The organism is Anoxybacillus ayderensis (assembly GCF_000833605.1).
GTDB lineage: Bacteria > Bacillota > Bacilli > Bacillales > Anoxybacillaceae > Anoxybacillus > Anoxybacillus ayderensis.
Genome location: NZ_JXTG01000001.1, coordinates 314,468 through 332,511, shown reverse-complemented (window position 1 = coordinate 332,511; position 18,044 = coordinate 314,468). Strand labels below are relative to the sequence as shown.

Below are 18,044 nucleotides of genomic sequence, written 5' to 3'. Positions count from 1 at the left end.
AATCATGAACTTACTTTTCCTAAGTGAACGATACTCCAAGCCTTGGCTTGGTTCGGGTATTGCCAAGCCCCAAAGAACGTAGCAATATTTTCCGCAATCCAAATAAAAAACCCGATGAGAAAAAATGAAAGCACAAGCGGCATGCGATAACGCGTTCCATTCACCTCGTATGTGACGGATGACGACCAAAAGACGATCGTGACAAGCCCGATTAACCACCAACGAACATCAAACCAATAATGATGGGTAAAAAAATTGAAATAAATCGCCGCAGCCAATGGAACAACGACTGAAAATGGCGGCCATTTCACGAGTTCCACCTTTAACCGCCGCCACGCTTGACAAAGATAGCTGGCGACACTTGCATACATAAAACCGCTATATAAAGGCACACCAAAAATTTTAGAATACCCTTCTTCTGGGTAAGCCCAAGACCCCATGTGCACTTTAAACAATTCAAGCGCAAGCCCAATAAGGTGAAACATCGTAATCACTTTTAGTTCATCTCGCGTTTCTAGCCCCGTACGCACCATCCACCATTGCATCAAAAGGCAAATAATGAGCAGCCAATCATATCGCGGTAAGAAAGGAAGCGACACCATTTTCGTTACGGCTAACGCGGCAAAAATGACAACGGGAAACAAGCAAGATAACGCTTGTTCCCAACCAAAATGAACGAGTTGAATGAACGCTCTCATCTCTTTTGCCTCCCATTATGCTTCGTCATCGCTTCGATATTCTAAAATATCTCCCGGTTGGCATTCTAATGCTTTACAAATGGCATCTAACGTCGACAACCGAATCGCTTTTGCTTTGCCGTTTTTTAAGATTGATAAATTCGCCATTGTTATTCCTACTTTTTCTGACAGCTCGGTCACGCTCATTTTCCTTTTCGCCAACATGACATCTAGATTCACAATAATCGCCATGTAATTCACCTCAAACGGTTAAGTCATTTTCCGACTTGATCTCGATTGCCTTCTGTAAAAGCTTCTGCAGCACTGCGGCAAACACTGCGACGACCATCGCCCCAAACACAACCATCAATCCGATGATGATCATCCCTGGGGCGTCATCTAAATCAGCAGTAAGATAAAAAAACGGCATACCTGCGATATACAACAAACTAATGGCAGTTGCACAATTTTTTATATACTTTAACGCTCTTACTGATAAATCGGAAAACGCTTCGTTTTTGTCAATATAAGTTAAAATGTTGAACGCTTGATACAACGCAAAGAAAAACGGAATCGCGGTAACATAAAAAAAGATCGTGATCGGATAGCGCAAATACGCTAATTCCGGCAACCACTCGGCATAAAAGTTAGGAAACTTTGGTAAAACAAATACACATAACATAACAACAGGAGCACCGATAATAAAAATAGCGCTTTTTAAAAAAAGTGTCTCTCGTTTCACAACAAGCACCTCACTTCGATCATTTCCATTCCATTTTAATACATTGTTTATCGTTTTGCAATAAATAATTATTGTTTTAGTTTATTTTTTTGTTTTAAAACATAAAAAGCATTCCTCTTTTTGAGAAATGCTTATTTCCATTACTTTGGCGCGAAGGTGCACGAGAAATCCTTTTGTATGCAAGACACGACTTTAGTCGTTAGAAGATTCCGTTATTCAATCGAGCAAAAAAACTTCCGAAATAGCCCTATGTGTCTCCTAAATGCTTTAAAATGTGTGATGATTTTCTGCTAGCGGTAATAATACTTTAAAAATCTTATATGTTGTGAAGATAAAAACTCATTCATTTCACTTCGCAGAATACCAAAACTAGCACTTCAATGTGTATTCTTTAATTGTAGCAACAATTTCGTTAAAGGAATATCGATGGTTCACTACATCGACAACAAATTCAATTGCCCCATCTTGTGGCATCACAAGTCGATAGTCGTTGTATTTCAAAAATTGAATAAGAGCAACAAAAGCTGTTCGTTTGTTTGCGTTATGGAAACAATGGTTTTTTGCCAAAGACTCGAACAATGCGGCTGCTTTTTCAAAAATAGTGGGGTAAGCATCTTCACCAAACACACTTTGTTGTGGACGATACACGGCAGATTCCAATAATGATTGTTCTTTTACACCTTTCATTTCACGAGGCGAGTATTTCTCAATAATGAAGAAGTTCATCGCAATGATTTCCTCCACTGTTAAATACCTCACCGATCAACAAGCCCCTTAATCGTTTCGTCATACTCCTCGAGCGTTTCATTTAACACGTCAAAAAAGTCTTTCGAAATGCCTTCTGGCAAGTTCACCTTGTTACTTTTCTTTATCACAATTTGGTTATCTTTAAACTCCATCTGTACTTCGTCACCTTGATGGATATCAAGCTTTTGAAGGAATTCCACAGGAAAAGTAACTCCTAGTGAGTTTCCTATTTTCAACACTTTCCGATCGGCATGTAGCATATGGCTCACCTCTTCGTTATAATTGTTATAACAATTATAACATAAAACAATCGTTCAAACGAGTTGGACAATATACAAATTTTCCATCAACAGCACGCACTTCCATCCCAACCTATCAATCATCATGACATTGCTATAGAAAAAATCCGTCATAACCTTTCCCTCTTTCTCATACAATTGAGCCTCCTATGGCTGAAGCCACGAGATTCCTGCGCTGTCACTTCTAATGATGAGTACGATTTTATTTTTATCGATTGCCCACCAAATTTAAATTACATTACGCAAAATGCCTTGTACGCAAGCAATTACTATTTAATTCCCGCGATTCCTGATCGTCTCTCTTCATATGGCATTTCAGCAATTAAAAATAAAGTAGATGAATTAAACGAAAGATTTCAATCGAGTTCAAAAGAATATAGCGATACAAAACTCATCGGCATCGTCCTCAATTTCATTCTAGAGTACGGAAACCAACCAAAACATACACAAACAAATATGATCAATACATTAAAACATACCCTTTCACCTGATGTCAACGACCCAACGACTAAAGTCGTGGGCTTGCAACTCCCCAGAAGTGCAAGCGGATGTTATCCTCCTTCCTTCACTTGGGGTTGCATCAGGGCAGGTTGACAACTACCCAACAACAAAAGTCATGCTTTTGTTGTTTCTTCAACGATGTACTCGATTCCTTTTCGTTGAAGATTCATCGCACCAACTCGGTCGTCGTTTGATGTGTATTGGCATGTTTGGCAACAGAATGTGTGCGTTTTCTTGTTGCGGTTTGCTTTCTCTGTATGCCCGCATTTTGGGCAAGTTTGGGAAGTATATGTTGGGTCTACCGCAATCACTTTGGCTTGGTGTTTTCGTGCTTTGTACTCGATTTTTTGCCTTAAATCATAAAACGCCCAAGACACCATTTCATACCGATGGTTGACGGACACTTTTTCTGTTGCTTGGCGAATGCCTGTTAAATCCTCTAACACAAACAGCGTGTTCTTGCCATAACGCTCAACGAGTGCCTTACTGATGCAATGGTTGACATCTTGCATCCAACGGTTTTCTCGTTGACCGATTTTCTTTAATCTTCTGCGGGCAGAGGGGGTTTGCTTTTTTTGTAGTTGTCTGCGGAGTTGTTTATACTTTGCCCGTTTGTGTTTGATTTGTCTACCTTTGAAAAATAGCGTCTGTCCGTTTGAATCATAAACGGTCGCAATGAAATTCACACCCATATCTACGCCAACCACTTGGCGAATCTGATGAAGGCTAGCTTCTTCCATTTCTCTGGATACAGGAATATGGAGAAACCACTTATTGTGCTTGTTCACTAACTTGGCTGTTCCAAACGTCCATGTTCCGTCGAAATACGTTTCAATTCCTTTCGTTTGAAAAGGAACTTTGATTCGACCTTCTAATGTGTTGATAGAAAATAAGCCTTTGGTGATGCTGTAATCTCGGTTAAACACGAGGTCGATTTGCGGTTTTTTAAACGCAATCTGACACCGCTCATGTCCATTTGTTTGGTTCGTTTTATATTTTGCAATGACGGTTTTTAAAACAGATTGTGCCATTTGGGATTTTAAGCCAAATGTAGAGCGGAGTTCTCGATACATCATCTTGTGAAGTTTGGCTTGCACAAGGGTGTTTTCTTTGAATATTACTTCCGACACAGCGTTACACGCATCACGGTACGTTTGCATCGTTTTTCGAAGTAATTGCCCTTGTTCTGTTGTTGGCATAATTTTTATTTTCGCTGTCAAAGTCAGTTTCATACATTCACCACCTTTCACTAATTTTATTTTATCTTATTTTTAGTGAAAAATAAAGAAACATCGCATTCCTCCCCACGAATACATTCGGGGGGAGGAATGCGATTCTAATCATGATGTGCATGACCGACCAATCCTTCTCCTTCGGTTCATCTGACCTCTTCATTATAGGTCACCTATGCAACAAAAGAAAAACGTGAAGCCCGTCAACTTCACGTTTTCTACATCTATCCAGAAATTATCCGTACATCGTCCACATCCCGATATCATAAAAACCAAGTTTTTTATAAATACGGCCCGCATTCGGATTGTCATAAAACAAGCATAACGTTTTTCCAGCGCGAACGTAATCTTGAATGACACGCTTCAAGATTTCGCTTGCATATCCTTTGTGGCGACGATTCGGATCTGTACACACGCCGACAACCATCGCAGATAGCGTATCTTCCGCAGTTGTTGCAACAGACGACACCATGCGACCATCTTCCTCGATATAGTACACACGCCCTGTATTCGTTTCTAACGATTTGACAAGCATATCTCGCGATGACGGCAGTACCGAAAACTCCGTGATGCGACTACGCAGTTCAAGTATGCGATCGACATCATCGATCGTTGCTTGCTTAATTTCATAGCGACTTTGCTCTTCTGGAAATGTGATTTCGTTACATTCACAAAAATACGTGACTCGCTTTTTTCTAAGCAGTAAGAGAGGTTCAAATTTTGCGACAAGCTCCGTTTTCCCCGAAAGACGAACAGGATGAGAAGCGTTTCGCATCACTTCCGCAAATCCGTCAATATCAAAATCCCCCGGAGCATAAGGAATATACGAATCATAAAATCGCAACAATACGGCTCTCAGTCTACCATTCTCATCAAAATCGCCCCACAGCTCTTGAAATTCCTGCTCGTAACCGAACGCTTCAATATCACCAATAATAAAAAGATTCAATGAAGGCTCCTGCTTTAAAAAAGAAAACACAACATCATGATCTGCTTCGCCCAATTTACGAATCATCCCCATCCCCCTTGCCGATACATGTTCAAAAATACATGTGCCTTCCACGAACGATCGCAATAACAATGATTACGATATGCTTTCTACGCTAGCGCTTGTTTTCGTTGAACACTTTTTCTAAAAGAATGTATCGTATGTCATCATGAAGCGTTTCATACTTTGGATCGTTCAAATCTTCTTTCGCGACCCAAGCGAACTCGGAATGTTCATCGTTTAATGCGAGAGAAGAAATATCATCATTTTTTGGTTTGACGAGATACGTAAAAACAACGCGATATATATCTTCATCCCCACTTTTGCTTTTTAAGTTCCGAACAGACAGCTCTTCTAACAATTCTACATCTAAATTAATTTCCTCTTTCGCTTCTCGAAACAAACCTTGCAAAGGAATTTCTTCATATTTAATTTTTCCTGTCGGAACGTTCCATACATTCGGAGCTACCTTACAATGCTCTGCGCGTTTCGTTAAAAGGACTTTTTCATCGTGCCATACAATGACTTCAACAGAAATTCGATAATTCTGATACATGCAATTTTTCCTCCACATTATTGAAAGGTAAAGTTCGTTACTTTTTTACAAGAGGTAGCTACTAATAATAAACTTAAAAATAGTTCAATATTTCACGTGGCGCAAAGTTTTCGAGTTTCTTCAACTGTTCTTTACTCCACCACTTTAAATCCATAAACGTATTTTTCTCTTTTTCAGTCATTTTCTCCATAGAAAATACAGTATTAGATTGAATCGTTATCTTATAGTAAATCTCACGGCTTATAAAAGAACCGTTTTTTCCTTCAATGAGTATATCAATTCCAAATAATGGCTCACCATGAATGTCAACAGCAATGTTAAGTTCTTCACGCAATTCTCTTTTTAAAGCTTCGATTGGAGCTTCATTTTCCTTGACGCCACCGCCAGGCGTTACCCATAACACGACGTTTCCTACGACATCCGAAAATTCAAATTTTTGAAGAAGAATTTCATGACATTCATTAACAATTACTGCTCTAGCGTATTTGCGTATTCGCATCATGTTTCTCCTTTTTATTTTTGTTACGCAGTAAATCCATAATTAATGTATACGCCGATATGCTTTTCGACATTGGCGGCAATACTTCATTTTCTGAAATGTTGAACGATCTTCTGGATGTAAAACTTTAAACGCCTCTAACTCTCCGTCGGCAAACGCTCTTTGATTGTGATCAACATAAAAATCTAGTAGCTTTCCACCACATTTTGGACAATAGTCCCGTTCTCTCCGTATAACATAAATCAGCCCAAATGCACTCATTGTCATAATAAAAGCAGGAACGAAAAAATTTAAAAACTTATCCATTGCTCTCAATCCTCAACTAAAATGACTACCCTTATCTTACATAAAAACCCCAACAAATCCTGTCGAATTTTGTCACAAAAGCAAAAAAAGACAGAAGTTTTCTCCACTTCTGTCTCAATTTATTGTCAACAAAGTCAAACAAAGACTGTTGCCCACGCTTTTATTGCTGTTTCTCAAGAAATTCTATTCGGTTGTGAAACGGATCGTGAAAGGAGAAGCGAGTCACACCTGGAATGGTTTTTTCGTCTTGTGTCACTACTCCCCTTTCTTCCAAGTGGCGCCGCACTGCTTCGATATTTTCCACTTCAAACGCCGGATGGCTTTTGCTTCGATATCCTTCGCGGTTTTCAACACCGATATGCAATTCAATATCGCCAATTTTATACCAAAGTCCGCCGTTTGCTTTCAGCGTTTTCGGTTTTTCGATTTCGGTAAAACCGAGCACGCCCGTTTGAACCTCTCACGGCTGAAGCCACGAGATTCCTGCGCTGTCCCTTCTAACGAAGGGAGAATGAGCAGGCTAGCCCCGCAGTTCCTGCGGTTAGAAGCCGAATAGCTTCGTTTTTCAAATTCATACTTGCGTTCACATCTCGATCGTGATGTGTGCCACATGAAGGGCATTCCCATTCACGAAGGTGAAGATGTTTCACATCTTTGTTTTTGTATCCACAATGAGAACACAATTGGCTAGATGGAAAGTTTTTCGCCACCACAACCACCTGTTTTCCGTACCATGTCGCTTTGTACATGAGCATGTCTATAAATGTTGACCACGATACGTCGGCAATGGCTTTGGCTAAGTTGTGGTTTTTCATCATGTTTGACACTTGCAAATCCTCGATCCCGATGATGTCGTGGTTTTTGACAATCTCGGTGGAGAGTTTGTGCAAGTAGTCGTTTCGGGAATTTGTCACTTTCTCGTGTAGGCGTGCGACCTTGATTCGCTGTTTATGCCAATTTGAACTCCCGATTTGTCGCCTAGAAAGAATACGTTGGGCTTTGGCTAATTTTTTTTCAAGTTTGCGAAGGTATGTTGGATTAGCATATGTCGTACCGTCTGAAAGGATGGCAAAATGTTTTACACCTAAGTCAATCCCTACGGCACGATTCGTTTTAGGAAGTGGTTGCACCTCTGTTTCTACAACAATCGACACAAAGTATTTTCCGCTTGCGTTTCGTCGAATCGTCGCAGACAAGATGCGCCCTTCGACTTCTCGACTTTTCGCAAAACGAACAAACCCAAGTTTCGGGAGTTTGATTCGATGGCCGACAATGGCAATGTTTCCGTTTGTGTACTTTGTTGTGTACGATTGCACCTTGTTCTTTTTTGACTTAAAGCGTGGTTTATTGTTTTGTTTTTGGAAAAATCGGGTGTACGCATCAGATAAATGTTTCAGCGAGGTTTGGAGCGCAATGCTGTCCACTTCTTTTAGCCATACAAATTGTTTCTTTAGGTTGGTTAATTGAGAAGAACAAGCCTTGTATGTCAACCCTTTTCCTGTTGTTCGGTACGCACGTTCCCATTCGGCAAGGAAATGATTGAACACAAAACGAGCGCAACCGAATGTTTTGGCAATGAGGATTTCCTGTTCTTTGGTTGGATAAATACGGAATTTGTATGCTTTATGGACGAACATCGCTCTCACCTCGCTTTCTGATTTTGGATATACTGTCGTATTTGCGCTTCTGTGCGCTCGCTTTCGGTTGCGACAAAGTAAGAAGGATTCCACAGATTCCCTCCCCACAACTTCTCTTTTAGTTGGGGGAACTCTTTAAACAGCAACCTCGCACTCACACCTTTTCATGCTTTGATGATATTCGGAATAGAGTGTTGTGGAGTGCAGTCCATGAGCAAATGAACATGGTCGCCATCACTTTCCACTTGTAAAATCGTAAAACCATGTTCTTTCGCAATTTGATTTAAGATTTCTTTTAGCCTTGTATCGATATCGTCAACCAACACCTTGTGACGGTATTTCACACACCATACCATATGATATTGAATGGATTACACATATTCTCTGCCACGTTTCACTTCCGACATGTTGTTCACCTCAATGATAGGATAACATATGTCAGAGGATTTTTGGACTCATTTTAAATACAAGTATTTTAAATCAAATCATATATTGACATATGTCGAGTATGCAAACAAAAAACCAAGCCGACTCACCTCATGACTAAAGTCACGAGTGTTCTCGGCTAATTCAATAAAAATCCCGCGCTTCGTCCTCTGCACCGATTGGGATGCAAATTTGTATATGATCGAGCCGTTTGATAACAATGTTCATGCTGCTTCTCCTCTCTATCTTCTTTTCAACATTCTAAGGGTGGCTCAATATTTCCCTTCCTCTCTCTTTCTACTCTCCGTCATTTGCTTCCAAACAGATCCTTTCGCCTCTTCGCCACCTTCGATTCGTTCGATGGCCATTTTTACTTGCATGCTTACTTCAAATTCCGGATCGTTTTCGGCTGCTTTTAAAGCAGGCAGGACGGTTTCATCTCCATTTTCATATAAAAACATCGCTGCACGCCAGCGAACTAACTTGCTTGCATCTTTTAGCGCTTCGACCATAACAGGAATCGATTCAACGTCACCAATATCAGATAAACAGTCACCAGCGGTACGCCGCACAGAAACAGCTGGATCCTTTAGTGCTTCATACAAATACGGAAGTACGCTTTTTCCACCAATCATTCCTAAGTAAGCTGTCGCCAAACGGCGAATCGCCACTTTCTCATCTTTTAACGCCTTTGCCAATACGGGCAAATCGGTTTCCGTCGGCTCTGCCATCTGTTCCAACGCTGCATATCGTTTCGTCCAATCTGGATCATCTAGCATTTGTTCGGTCACTTGAACGCTTGTTCGTTTTTGCGTTTTCGACTGCTCGCCTTGTTTAAACATGTGTACAAATCGCTCGAGCCGTTCTGGAGGATAAGCAGCAGACAACTCCTCGACAATTTCAGCGCCGATTTCTTCAAATGTTCCGTACCGAACCCCCTTTTCGACCCATTTCCGCTCCACGACAATATTCCCCGCATGTTTTTGCGCTTCTAGCACCGCATCGACAAACGGTTGCGGCAACCCCACTCGTCTCTCTTCGTGACCGTCCGTTAACTTCACTTGCATTGGTAAGCCATAAAGCATTTGCACATACACTTTCACTTCGCCAAAATGCTCATTGCGCACCGATTCATTTTCTTTAAGATCCTCCACCTGTTCGCCAAACACTTCGCGCACCTTTGTTAAGATCGGTTTCCAATCATATTTCGCATGCCGTTCGACAGCTAAAAAGTCAGCGACATGGTAAATGCCTTTCACACCTTCGATTTTCAATAACTGCTTAATGATTTCAGGAGCTTGTTCAGCCTGCGCTGGCTTATAGTTGTAGCTTGTTCCAAATGGAAGCTCTTCATCAAGCAACACTTTCATCGTATTGGGACTTGGTGTCGGTTCAATTGATCGAATCTTCATCCGCTTCTCTCCTATTCACGATAACATTCCAATATATTCATACGCCAAAAAATCATATAACTTTATTGAAAAGGAAGAAACAAAGAAAAGCAAACATTTCGCTCAATAAAAATGTGGCAGACATAAACAAAAACGGATAGAGACATAGAACAAATCATAGGCAAACGGTTAACAAATGCGGTTCATTTATTTGTTCGAACCACCAACAACAAAACACACTCCCCACGATCGCGACATTGACATTGCTTTCTCGAGGGATGAACGATTATTAGACTATAATTTATGCTCGCGCAACAATTGACAAATAGGCGGTGCGAACATGCACCGCCTAAGCTATTCCTCAAGCTTTTTCATCTCTCCTAATCTTCTTTCCACTCGTCTAAAAAAACAGAAATGCGCTGTGGATGAGAAATGGTAAAAATTTAAAACAGCATATCACTTCAGCTTCTCAATCTCCTCCAAAGACAACTCCGTCAGTTCATGAATCGTCTGTACATCGTAGCCTTTCGCTAGCATCTTTTTTGCAATCTGGCGTTTTTCTTGTTGCAACCCTCGTTCTACGCCTTCTTTCAAGCCTTTTTCTAACGCTTTTTTCTCATATGAAATAATTAACTCCAGCACTTTCTCCTTTTCTTTCGTTTCCATTTCATTCACCTCGTTTCGCAATTGTTGTTCTTCCTCATCCGACAGCTTCACATATGTTTCAAAAAAGCCGATTAATAATCGTTGCTTTGCTTCGTCTAATTCCATGCGCACAATCATTCGTAAAAACTGCTTCTTTAACTCTATTCGTTCACTTTCAGTATACCCCATTTTGCTTAACAACGCAGCGGCGATTGGGTTGTCGTGGCGAATGTAATCGCGCCAGTTTTGTTTGCGTAATTCAACAGTAAGAAAGCGGAATTGAAGCACATCGAAAAAAGGAAATTGGAGAGTAAACGATGAAGGTTCATTTCGAAGGTAATCATAGCTAAATACCGCAATCGGCAACATGCGCTTTCGGTATTTTTCAAACAAGCGGCTAAAGTAAATAAACATTCGTTCGGGAAACGATGGCTGCACGTAGCTTTGATTTTCGATATGGACGATAATGAGGCTATCCTCCCCTTTCAACTTCGTCTCAACCAGCAAACCGACGCGATACTTTTCCCCTGCCGTCACATCGGTGAACAGTTCCTCGGACAAAAACGACACGTGCTGAAAGTCGATATGCTCATGCACATGCGGGAAAAAGAGAAGAAGAAACTCTTCAAAAAATGTCGTAATCAGCTCTTTAAACAACCGATCATGATCAACCGCCATATATACACCTCGCTTTCTGTTTTGTTGTGTATTTTCGATAAAAACGAGGAGATTCCTGCTTTAGGAATGAAAAAAACAGAGAGGCGTGGCTCTCTGTTTTGGTGAAAATTCGATAACCTTTAGGTGTACAAAACTTCTTTCTATTTTACTGATTTAACTCTGAATAATCAGCGCATAAGTAAAAAAATTGTTCCAATAATAGAAAATATAGTGGTAGTTAAACTCTACAGATAGGGTAGTAGCGAAAAAGTAAAAAGAGTTACGGAGGGTACACATGTCTATCAAAATTTTATTAGAAGACTGGGAAGATGACTGGAAAGAGACGCTCAAAAGTGAGAACCTCAATAGCTTTTTTAGTTGCGAAATGTATATGATTGTTCATAACGGTATTGAGCAAATGACGATCAATATTGCAACGCTTTACGGCACAGCTTTGTTAAGTATAGCTGCTAGTGTGATAGATATGATCGCTAATAAAGAGAATAAAACATTCCGTATCTCCGGCTTTGGTTCTGCCTATGATTACTTTTTCATTGTGAAAGGACGCGAAATCAAAATTGAAGCTGTAAATGTTACAAATGATCGTGTAGAGTTCTTTCTTTTTTATGATAAAACGAAATTCGCTCATGATTTTGTAAAAGCATTGAAAAAACATTTACAACAAATTGCGCAAGTGAACAATCGAATTAGAGAACAAGAAACATATAAGCTTCTAGAACAAAAACTGCACGCGCCGTTAACGCAATCGAGCTGCGTCGCGATAAAAAACACTGGACTTAAAACATGATCACTTGAAGCCACGCTCATATGACTGCTTGTATGCTCTCCACGAAGTGCCTATTTGTGGTAAATGTTTTGCCCGTTCGCTTGAGTATACGTACACAAATCCTGCCTTTTTTCCGTCTACATCTGTCACAAATACTCGCTCATAATCATTACGTTTTCCCTCCCCATAATATCCTTCAAGCCGATCCATCGCCTGTAGTCCTTTTTCGTTTACCGTCAACCATTCGCCTTCTACTGGAGGGGCAGATGAATCGAGCACTAAAGCTGGATACAAGTCGGCAACGCTATGAAGCCAACCGCATACAGCACCTGTTTCTATATGTGTGACGTACGGAGCAACAACATGATGATTTTGCTCTCCTTGAAGCAATGTCCCGTACACGAACACTTGAAATAACGTCACGTTTTCTCCTCCTAACATTCGACGATATTATAAATATATACCTTTCCTCTTTTCATGCACATGACCATAAAAAACTTACCATCTTCACTGTTGACAAGATAATCGACGTAACAGTGTACACAATGATTTGAAACAAAGGAAGGAGTGGAAAACGCGTTACCTCGATTTAAAATAAAGATTTAATGACAATGCCTTCTTTTTTTAACGCTTCAAAAATTTTTTTAGCAAATGTTAACGCGTGTACCCCATCACCGTGAATACAAATCGTATCTGCCTTGATTTCCACATCAGTTCCTTGTTGTGACCGCACTTTTCCCTCTTTTACCATTCGAATCACTTGCTGTATAGCTTCTTGTTCGTCATGAATTAAGGCGTTAGGTTTATGTCGTGGTGTTAACGAACCATCCTGCTCATATGTCCGATCAGCAAACACTTCATTTGCTGTTTTTAAGCCTATACGATCTCCCGCCTTAATTAGTTCACTTCCTGCTAATCCAAACAATACTAATGATGGATCAATGTCATACACTGCTTTTGCAATCGCTTCTGAAAGTGCACAGTCTTTTGCAGCCATGTTGTACAAAGCTCCGTGCGGTTTCACATGTTGCATCTTTCCACCAGCAGCCTTTACAAAACCATATAACGCCCCCACTTGATAAACGACGAGATCATACACTTCTTCCGGAGTAATTGCCATATTTCTTCTTCCAAATCCAATTAAATCAGGCAACCCCGGGTGTGCACCAATACTCACCCCCTTTTCAAGCGCCAACTGAACCGTCTTTCGCATCGTAGATGGGTCACCCGCATGAAACCCGCAAGCAATATTTGCTGATGTCACGTAATTCAAAATCTCCTCATCGTTCCCTAATTGATATATTCCAAAACTTTCTCCCATATCACAATTCAGATCGATGCGGTACATCTTTATCCTCCCATTTTCGACATCATTACTTTTTCGCATTGCTTCATGCTAAGCTCATGTTGAATATATAATCGTTGCGCTTCCTCAAATGAAATGTCGTGAAATACAATCTGCTCTCCTGGTTTGGTTTGTGCTAAAATGGGTAAATCAACGGCAATGACTTGCGCGATTTTCGGATACCCTCCTGTCGTTTGACGATCTGCCATTAATATAATTGGCTTTCCTTCGTTCGGCACTTGAATTGTGCCGAACGTAACCGCTCCCGAAACCATTTCTACTGAATGTTTTCTTTGAAGCAAAGGTCCTTCTAAACGATAGCCCATTCGATTCGATTGAGAAGTGACTTTATATGGTTGGGTGAAAAAACGTTTTTGGCTTTGTGTCGTAAAATGAGCAAATTGTGCCCCCTGAATGACGCGAATCGTTTTTGGAGATTTATAAAAATATGCACGAAACTGAAATGAAATTCCCCAACTCATCGTTATAAAAGGAAGAGATGTTTTTTTCTTATGTAATCGCAACAGCTCAAAATTTCGCCTCGATTCTCGAAGTAAAAGCACATCGTCTTTTTGTAACGCTCTTCCTTGAAAACCACCGATACGTGCAAGTAAATACGTTGATTGACTGTTCATTATCTTAGGAATATGAAATCCCCCCGACACAGCTAAATATGCTCGACATCCTGCACGACAATGACCGATCGTAAGTATACTCCCCTGTTTAACGAAAACAGGGCGCCATAGTGGCACTTCTTGCCCATCGATGCTCGCTTCAAACTCCCCGCCACATATCGCAACTAATGCATCTTCCTCAAAAGCAAGCGTTGGACCAATGAATGTCATCTCGAGCGTGCCTTCGGATTCCTCATTTCTGACAAGAATGTTAGCGATACGATGCGCAAATTGATCCATAGCGCCGCCCACAGTGACGCCATCCTTTTGAAAACCGAATCGACCTAAATCTTGAACCATCGTTAGTAAACCACTACGAATCACACGAATACTCATTGTTCTCCTCCTGAAGCTGCTTATATTCTTCCCGCGTTATCGGTTGAAAGCGAACACGATCCCCAACTTGTAATAAACTCGGTTGAGGATGCTGTGGACGGAATAATTGGATCGGTGTTCTCCCGATGAGTTGCCACCCCCCTGGGCTTTCAATCGGATATATTCCTGTTTGCATACCGGCGATGCCCACAGAACCTGCTGGAATACGCAAACGTGGCGAGTGTTTTCGCGGCGTAGCAATCCTTTCTGACATACCGCCTAAATAAGCAAATCCAGGCGCAAATCCAATCATATGCACAACGTAATGACCGTTCGTATGAATATTCACTACTTCTTCAGGTGTTAATTGATTTCTTCTAGCTACTTCTTCTAAATCCGGTCCAAACTCTCCTCCATAACAAACAGGAATTACGACTTCATTTCCTTGAGGAATATGGGTGGATTGTAGTGACGAAAGAACATTTTTTAATACGGTACAAACTCTTTCAAAAGGAAGAACCTCGATATGCGATTTTCGGTTTATATTCTTTACAAACTGGATCGGATCATAATAGACGGTAACAGTTGTATAGGCAGGAACAACTTCAATAATTCCTTCTATATGATGATCTGTAAAATAGGTAGAAACTTGGTGAACTCGTTGATGAATGTCGGGAGTAATTTGTTCGCCAAATTTGATTACTAACGCATTCTCACTAAGCGGTATCAGCTCATAGCTCAACATTTTTTCCTCCGATAAAACGAAGTGCTTTTGAAATTTGTTTCGTTGCGTGCTTTGTTTTAAAACGAATTGTTCTAATCGAAAGCTAATCTTGCTGTAGCCTTTCTGAAGTACGTTACCAATGACCTTAGAAACTATGCTTGATTCCAATGCTCCTTCAACATATTGTGTCATTAATTCATGAATCATCTCATCTCTAACATCTTCGGGAATGAGCCCATCTTGAAGGAGAACGAGAATCGATTCCATATGCTTAACTCAGGGCTTGACAGGTATTACGAAAAAGTTAATAAGGTGATTGCCGAACTTTTTGCATGAATCGCTTCGGATCATCAAGTGGTTCAAAGCCGTATTTGCTATATAATGAATGTGCATCTTTAGTAGCTAACATGAACCGTCGAACACCTTGTAGCTCATGATGATTCGTAATGATACTCACTAACCATTTAGATAAGCCTAATTTACGATAACTTGGCAAATAAACACATCGGAAAGGTAAGCATACGTCGCTAAATCCGTAATCACCCTTGCAAATCCAACTTGTTCCCCGACTCTGTTACTTATGTCACCTTTATACACCCCAAAACATAAAGGTGTGTTTTCGATTGATTTTATGACAACTTCTTTCGGAGTTCCTTTTGACCAATAGGCTTCTTGGCTCAAAAAATGATGGATGGTATCTACGTCTAAATATTGCTTGTTAGTAGAAATAAAAAACCCTTCATTTACCCACGTATCCATCGCCCACCCTCCTATAAAATCTTAATTTTTAATCAATATAGAATATTATAACACTTAAAGCTCGGACGACCTAGCTGCTTAAAGGTATTTCACGAGAATTCATTCTTTAGAGAAAAGCTATGGAACGATCGAAAAACGAGAAAAGGAAGAAAAATCAAGATTACGAAACAAAATATTGAAGAGAGAACTAGGGAAAGATGCCACTCTCAAGCGTGTGGATTAACTAATAAAAACCAGTTTAGAACACTTCATTCCTAGCTTTTCTCCCTTTTCATCTTCACTTATCCTGTGGGGCTGTCAAGTACTTTTCTTGACAGTTTCACGAGGTTTTGGGACAATGAGAAAAAGACGAGAAAAGGAAAGGAACCAAAGCTTTACCACTCTGATTCCTTCACATGATAAGAAAGAGGAACAGCACCATATCATTTCAACATCTCAATTTCTTCCAAAGACAACTCCGTCAGTTCGTGGATTGTCTGTACATCGTAACCTTTTGCTAGCATCTTTTTTGCAATCTGGCGTTTTTCTTGCTGCAGACCTTCTTTTAAGCCTTTTTCTAACGCTTTTTTCTCATATGAAATGATTAACTCCAGCACTTTCTCCTTTTCTTTCGTTTCCATTTCATTCACCTCGTTTCGCAATTGTTGTTTCCACATGCTTCGAGGTGTGGCACCACATCAAATTTTTCTCAACTTTCAAGCAAATGATTTACTTCTTCTTCCGTAAGATCCACAAGGGTTGCAATTTCTTTTGGTGTCATTCCTTTTTTCGACATATTGCGAACAAGATGTTTCATTCCTTGTTTAAATCCTTCTTCCAATCCTTCCTTTTTTCCCTTTTGTATTCCTTTTTGTATTCCCTTTTGTTCATACGAGATTAACAATTCCAGCACTTTTTCCTTTTCTTTCGTTTCCATTTCATTCACCTCGTTTCGCAATTGTTGTTCTTCCTCATCCGACAGCTTCACATATGTTTCAAAAAAGCCGATTAATAATCGCTGCTTTGCTTCGTCTAATTCCATGCGCACAATCATTCGTAAAAACTGCTTCTTTAGTTCTACCCGTTCACTTTCAGTATACCCCATTTTGCTTAACAACGCAGCGGCAATTGGGTTGTCGTGGCGAATGTAATCACGCCAGTTTTGTTTGCGTAATTCAACAGTAAGAAATCGAAAGTGAAGTACATCGAAAAAAGGAAATTGGAGAGTAAACGATGAAGGTTCATTTCGAAGGTAATCATGGCTAAATACCGCAATCGGCAACATGCGCTTTCGGTATTTTTCAAACAAGCGGATAAAGTAAATAAACATTCGTTCGGGAAACGATGGCTGCACGTAGCTTTGATTTTCGATATGGACGATAATAAGGCTATCCCCCCCTTTCAGCTTCGTCTCAACCAACAAATCCACGCGATACTTCTCCCCCACCGTCACATCGGTGAACAATTCCTCCGACAAAAACGACACGTGCTGAAAGTCGATGTGCTCATGCACATGCGGGAAAAAGAGAAGAAGAAACTCTTCAAAAAACGTCGTGATCAGCTCTTTAAACAACCGATCATGATCCACTGCCATATATGCACCTCGCTTTCTGTTTTGTTGTGTATTTTCGACAGTAAAAACAACATTCCTGCTTCGGAAATGAAAAAACAGAGAGCCATCCAACGACTCCCTGTCTCTATCAAACTTCGACAATCTTCGGGGCGTGACAGGCACGCAACCAAACATCCGTTCGGGAAACGATGGCTGCACGTAGCTTTGATTTTCGATATGGACGATAATGAGGCTATCCTCCCCTTTCAACTTCGTCTCAACAAGCAAATCGACGCGATACTTCTCCCCCGCCGTCACATCCGTAAACAGCTCCTCCGACAAAAACGACACGTGCTGAAAGTCGATGTGCTCATGCACATGCGGGAAAAAGAGAAGAAGAAACTCTTCAAAAAACGTCGTAATCAGCTTTTTAAACAACCGATTATGATCAACCGCCATATATACACCTCGCTTTCTGTTTTGTTGTGTATTTTCGATAAAAACGAGGAGATTCCTGCTTTAGGAATGAAAAACAGAGAGCCACTCAACAACTCTCTGTCTCTGTCAATCTTCGACAACCTTCGGGGCGTGACAGGCACGCAACCA

22 protein-coding genes and 4 pseudogenes are annotated in these 18,044 nt (G+C 40.5%); 2 read left to right on the top strand and 24 right to left on the bottom strand.

Translation table 11 applies throughout. The annotated features are described in order from the left end of the window. Nucleotides 1-2 precede the first annotated feature (2 nt). From JV16_RS01695 to JV16_RS01675, 5 genes are all read right to left on the bottom strand, one after another. Nucleotides 3-698 (bottom strand): DUF817 domain-containing protein, encoded by a 696-nt coding sequence (locus tag JV16_RS01695; RefSeq protein WP_021095379.1) that lies wholly within the window; start codon nucleotides 696-698, stop codon nucleotides 3-5. A gap of 15 nt (nucleotides 699-713) precedes the next feature. Continuing rightward, nucleotides 714-929, bottom strand: a complete 216-nt coding sequence (locus JV16_RS01690; protein ID WP_021095378.1) for a helix-turn-helix domain-containing protein — start codon at nucleotides 927-929, stop codon at nucleotides 714-716. A 10-nt stretch (nucleotides 930-939) separates the two neighbouring features. Beyond that, nucleotides 940-1,359 (bottom strand): DUF2975 domain-containing protein, encoded by a 420-nt coding sequence (locus JV16_RS01685; protein ID WP_216367512.1) that lies wholly within the window; start codon nucleotides 1,357-1,359, stop codon nucleotides 940-942. Nucleotides 1,360-1,788: 429 nt separating this feature from the next. Further along, entirely contained in the window at nucleotides 1,789-2,178 is a 390-nt protein-coding gene (locus JV16_RS01680) for a type II toxin-antitoxin system death-on-curing family toxin (protein WP_035063350.1), read from the bottom strand. Then, the gene (locus tag JV16_RS01675; RefSeq protein WP_021095375.1) at nucleotides 2,175-2,426 is read right to left on the bottom strand and encodes an AbrB/MazE/SpoVT family DNA-binding domain-containing protein; all 252 of its coding nucleotides are present in this window, start codon (nucleotides 2,424-2,426) and stop codon (nucleotides 2,175-2,177) included. Before JV16_RS01675 ends, JV16_RS01680 begins: the two co-directional genes overlap by 4 nt. A gap of 63 nt (nucleotides 2,427-2,489) precedes the next feature. Here JV16_RS01675 and JV16_RS15890 point away from each other — a divergent pair, with 63 nt between their 5' ends. After that, nucleotides 2,490-3,059 (top strand): ParA family protein, encoded by a 570-nt coding sequence (locus JV16_RS15890; protein ID WP_244463784.1) that lies wholly within the window; start codon nucleotides 2,490-2,492, stop codon nucleotides 3,057-3,059. Between the two features lie 20 nt (nucleotides 3,060-3,079). Here the strand turns inward: JV16_RS15890 and JV16_RS01670 are convergent, their stop codons facing one another. The 11 genes and pseudogenes from JV16_RS01670 to JV16_RS01625 all read right to left on the bottom strand — a co-directional run bounded on the left by JV16_RS01670 (nucleotide 3,080) and on the right by JV16_RS01625 (nucleotide 11,324). After that, a complete protein-coding gene (locus JV16_RS01670) occupies nucleotides 3,080-4,198 on the bottom strand; it encodes an RNA-guided endonuclease InsQ/TnpB family protein (RefSeq protein WP_042533942.1) in 1,119 nt (372 codons plus the stop codon). A gap of 235 nt (nucleotides 4,199-4,433) precedes the next feature. Next, the gene (locus tag JV16_RS01665) at nucleotides 4,434-5,213 is read right to left on the bottom strand and encodes a GNAT family N-acetyltransferase (protein ID WP_021095373.1); all 780 of its coding nucleotides are present in this window, start codon (nucleotides 5,211-5,213) and stop codon (nucleotides 4,434-4,436) included. A gap of 88 nt (nucleotides 5,214-5,301) precedes the next feature. Next, a complete protein-coding gene (locus JV16_RS01660; protein WP_042533940.1) occupies nucleotides 5,302-5,742 on the bottom strand; it encodes an NUDIX domain-containing protein in 441 nt (146 codons plus the stop codon). 73 nt (nucleotides 5,743-5,815) lie between these two features. Further along, nucleotides 5,816-6,241 carry an NUDIX domain-containing protein gene (locus JV16_RS01655; RefSeq protein WP_042533938.1) on the bottom strand — a complete coding sequence of 142 codons (426 nt, stop codon included), beginning with the start codon at nucleotides 6,239-6,241 and terminating at the stop codon, nucleotides 5,816-5,818. A 42-nt stretch (nucleotides 6,242-6,283) separates the two neighbouring features. Further along, nucleotides 6,284-6,547, bottom strand: coding sequence for a hypothetical protein (locus tag JV16_RS01650; protein ID WP_042533937.1), 264 nt, complete (start codon nucleotides 6,545-6,547; stop codon nucleotides 6,284-6,286). A 160-nt stretch (nucleotides 6,548-6,707) separates the two neighbouring features. Further along, nucleotides 6,708-6,998 (bottom strand): annotated as a pseudogene (locus JV16_RS01645) (VOC family protein); the annotation flags it as partial. A gap of 46 nt (nucleotides 6,999-7,044) precedes the next feature. Next, on the bottom strand, nucleotides 7,045-8,184 hold the full coding sequence (gene tnpB / locus JV16_RS01640; RefSeq protein WP_042533935.1) for an IS200/IS605 family element RNA-guided endonuclease TnpB: 1,140 nt from the start codon (nucleotides 8,182-8,184) through the stop codon (nucleotides 7,045-7,047). 5 nt (nucleotides 8,185-8,189) lie between these two features. Then, nucleotides 8,190-8,540, bottom strand: a pseudogene (gene tnpA / locus JV16_RS01635) (IS200/IS605 family transposase). Between the two features lie 217 nt (nucleotides 8,541-8,757). Further along, nucleotides 8,758-8,838, bottom strand: a pseudogene (locus JV16_RS15885) (VOC family protein); the annotation flags it as partial. Between the two features lie 44 nt (nucleotides 8,839-8,882). Beyond that, entirely contained in the window at nucleotides 8,883-10,022 is a 1,140-nt protein-coding gene (locus tag JV16_RS01630) for a conserved virulence factor C family protein (protein WP_021095367.1), read from the bottom strand. Nucleotides 10,023-10,457: 435 nt separating this feature from the next. Then, nucleotides 10,458-11,324 carry an Rpn family recombination-promoting nuclease/putative transposase gene (locus JV16_RS01625; protein ID WP_042533933.1) on the bottom strand — a complete coding sequence of 289 codons (867 nt, stop codon included), beginning with the start codon at nucleotides 11,322-11,324 and terminating at the stop codon, nucleotides 10,458-10,460. A gap of 274 nt (nucleotides 11,325-11,598) precedes the next feature. Here JV16_RS01625 and JV16_RS01620 point away from each other — a divergent pair, with 274 nt between their 5' ends. Then, on the top strand, nucleotides 11,599-12,111 hold the full coding sequence (locus JV16_RS01620; RefSeq protein WP_021096104.1) for a hypothetical protein: 513 nt from the start codon (nucleotides 11,599-11,601) through the stop codon (nucleotides 12,109-12,111). Here JV16_RS01620 and JV16_RS01615 read toward each other — a convergent pair whose 3' ends face one another. From JV16_RS01615 to JV16_RS15475, 8 genes and pseudogenes are all read right to left on the bottom strand, one after another. Further along, entirely contained in the window at nucleotides 12,112-12,513 is a 402-nt protein-coding gene (locus tag JV16_RS01615) for a gamma-glutamylcyclotransferase family protein (RefSeq protein WP_084220255.1), read from the bottom strand. It lies immediately after the preceding gene. 166 nt (nucleotides 12,514-12,679) lie between these two features. Then, nucleotides 12,680-13,438 carry a 5-oxoprolinase subunit PxpA gene (gene pxpA / locus JV16_RS01610; protein ID WP_021096106.1) on the bottom strand — a complete coding sequence of 253 codons (759 nt, stop codon included), beginning with the start codon at nucleotides 13,436-13,438 and terminating at the stop codon, nucleotides 12,680-12,682. A gap of 2 nt (nucleotides 13,439-13,440) precedes the next feature. Continuing rightward, nucleotides 13,441-14,445 carry a 5-oxoprolinase subunit C family protein gene (locus JV16_RS01605; RefSeq protein WP_042533928.1) on the bottom strand — a complete coding sequence of 335 codons (1,005 nt, stop codon included), beginning with the start codon at nucleotides 14,443-14,445 and terminating at the stop codon, nucleotides 13,441-13,443. Further along, complete coding sequence (gene pxpB, locus JV16_RS01600) at nucleotides 14,423-15,169, bottom strand: 5-oxoprolinase subunit PxpB (protein ID WP_035063659.1); 747 nt, start codon at nucleotides 15,167-15,169, stop codon at nucleotides 14,423-14,425. Before pxpB ends, JV16_RS01605 begins: the two co-directional genes overlap by 23 nt. A gap of 453 nt (nucleotides 15,170-15,622) precedes the next feature. After that, a complete protein-coding gene (locus tag JV16_RS16145; protein ID WP_021096109.1) occupies nucleotides 15,623-15,907 on the bottom strand; it encodes a hypothetical protein in 285 nt (94 codons plus the stop codon). Between the two features lie 422 nt (nucleotides 15,908-16,329). After that, nucleotides 16,330-16,527, bottom strand: a complete 198-nt coding sequence (locus JV16_RS01590) for an RpnC/YadD family protein (RefSeq protein ID WP_042533926.1) — start codon at nucleotides 16,525-16,527, stop codon at nucleotides 16,330-16,332. A 68-nt stretch (nucleotides 16,528-16,595) separates the two neighbouring features. Further along, nucleotides 16,596-17,480 carry an Rpn family recombination-promoting nuclease/putative transposase gene (locus tag JV16_RS01585; RefSeq protein WP_042534033.1) on the bottom strand — a complete coding sequence of 295 codons (885 nt, stop codon included), beginning with the start codon at nucleotides 17,478-17,480 and terminating at the stop codon, nucleotides 16,596-16,598. A 147-nt stretch (nucleotides 17,481-17,627) separates the two neighbouring features. Beyond that, a pseudogene (locus JV16_RS15475) lies at nucleotides 17,628-17,897 on the bottom strand (DUF4351 domain-containing protein); the annotation flags it as partial. Between the last annotated feature and the right edge of the window lie 147 nt (nucleotides 17,898-18,044).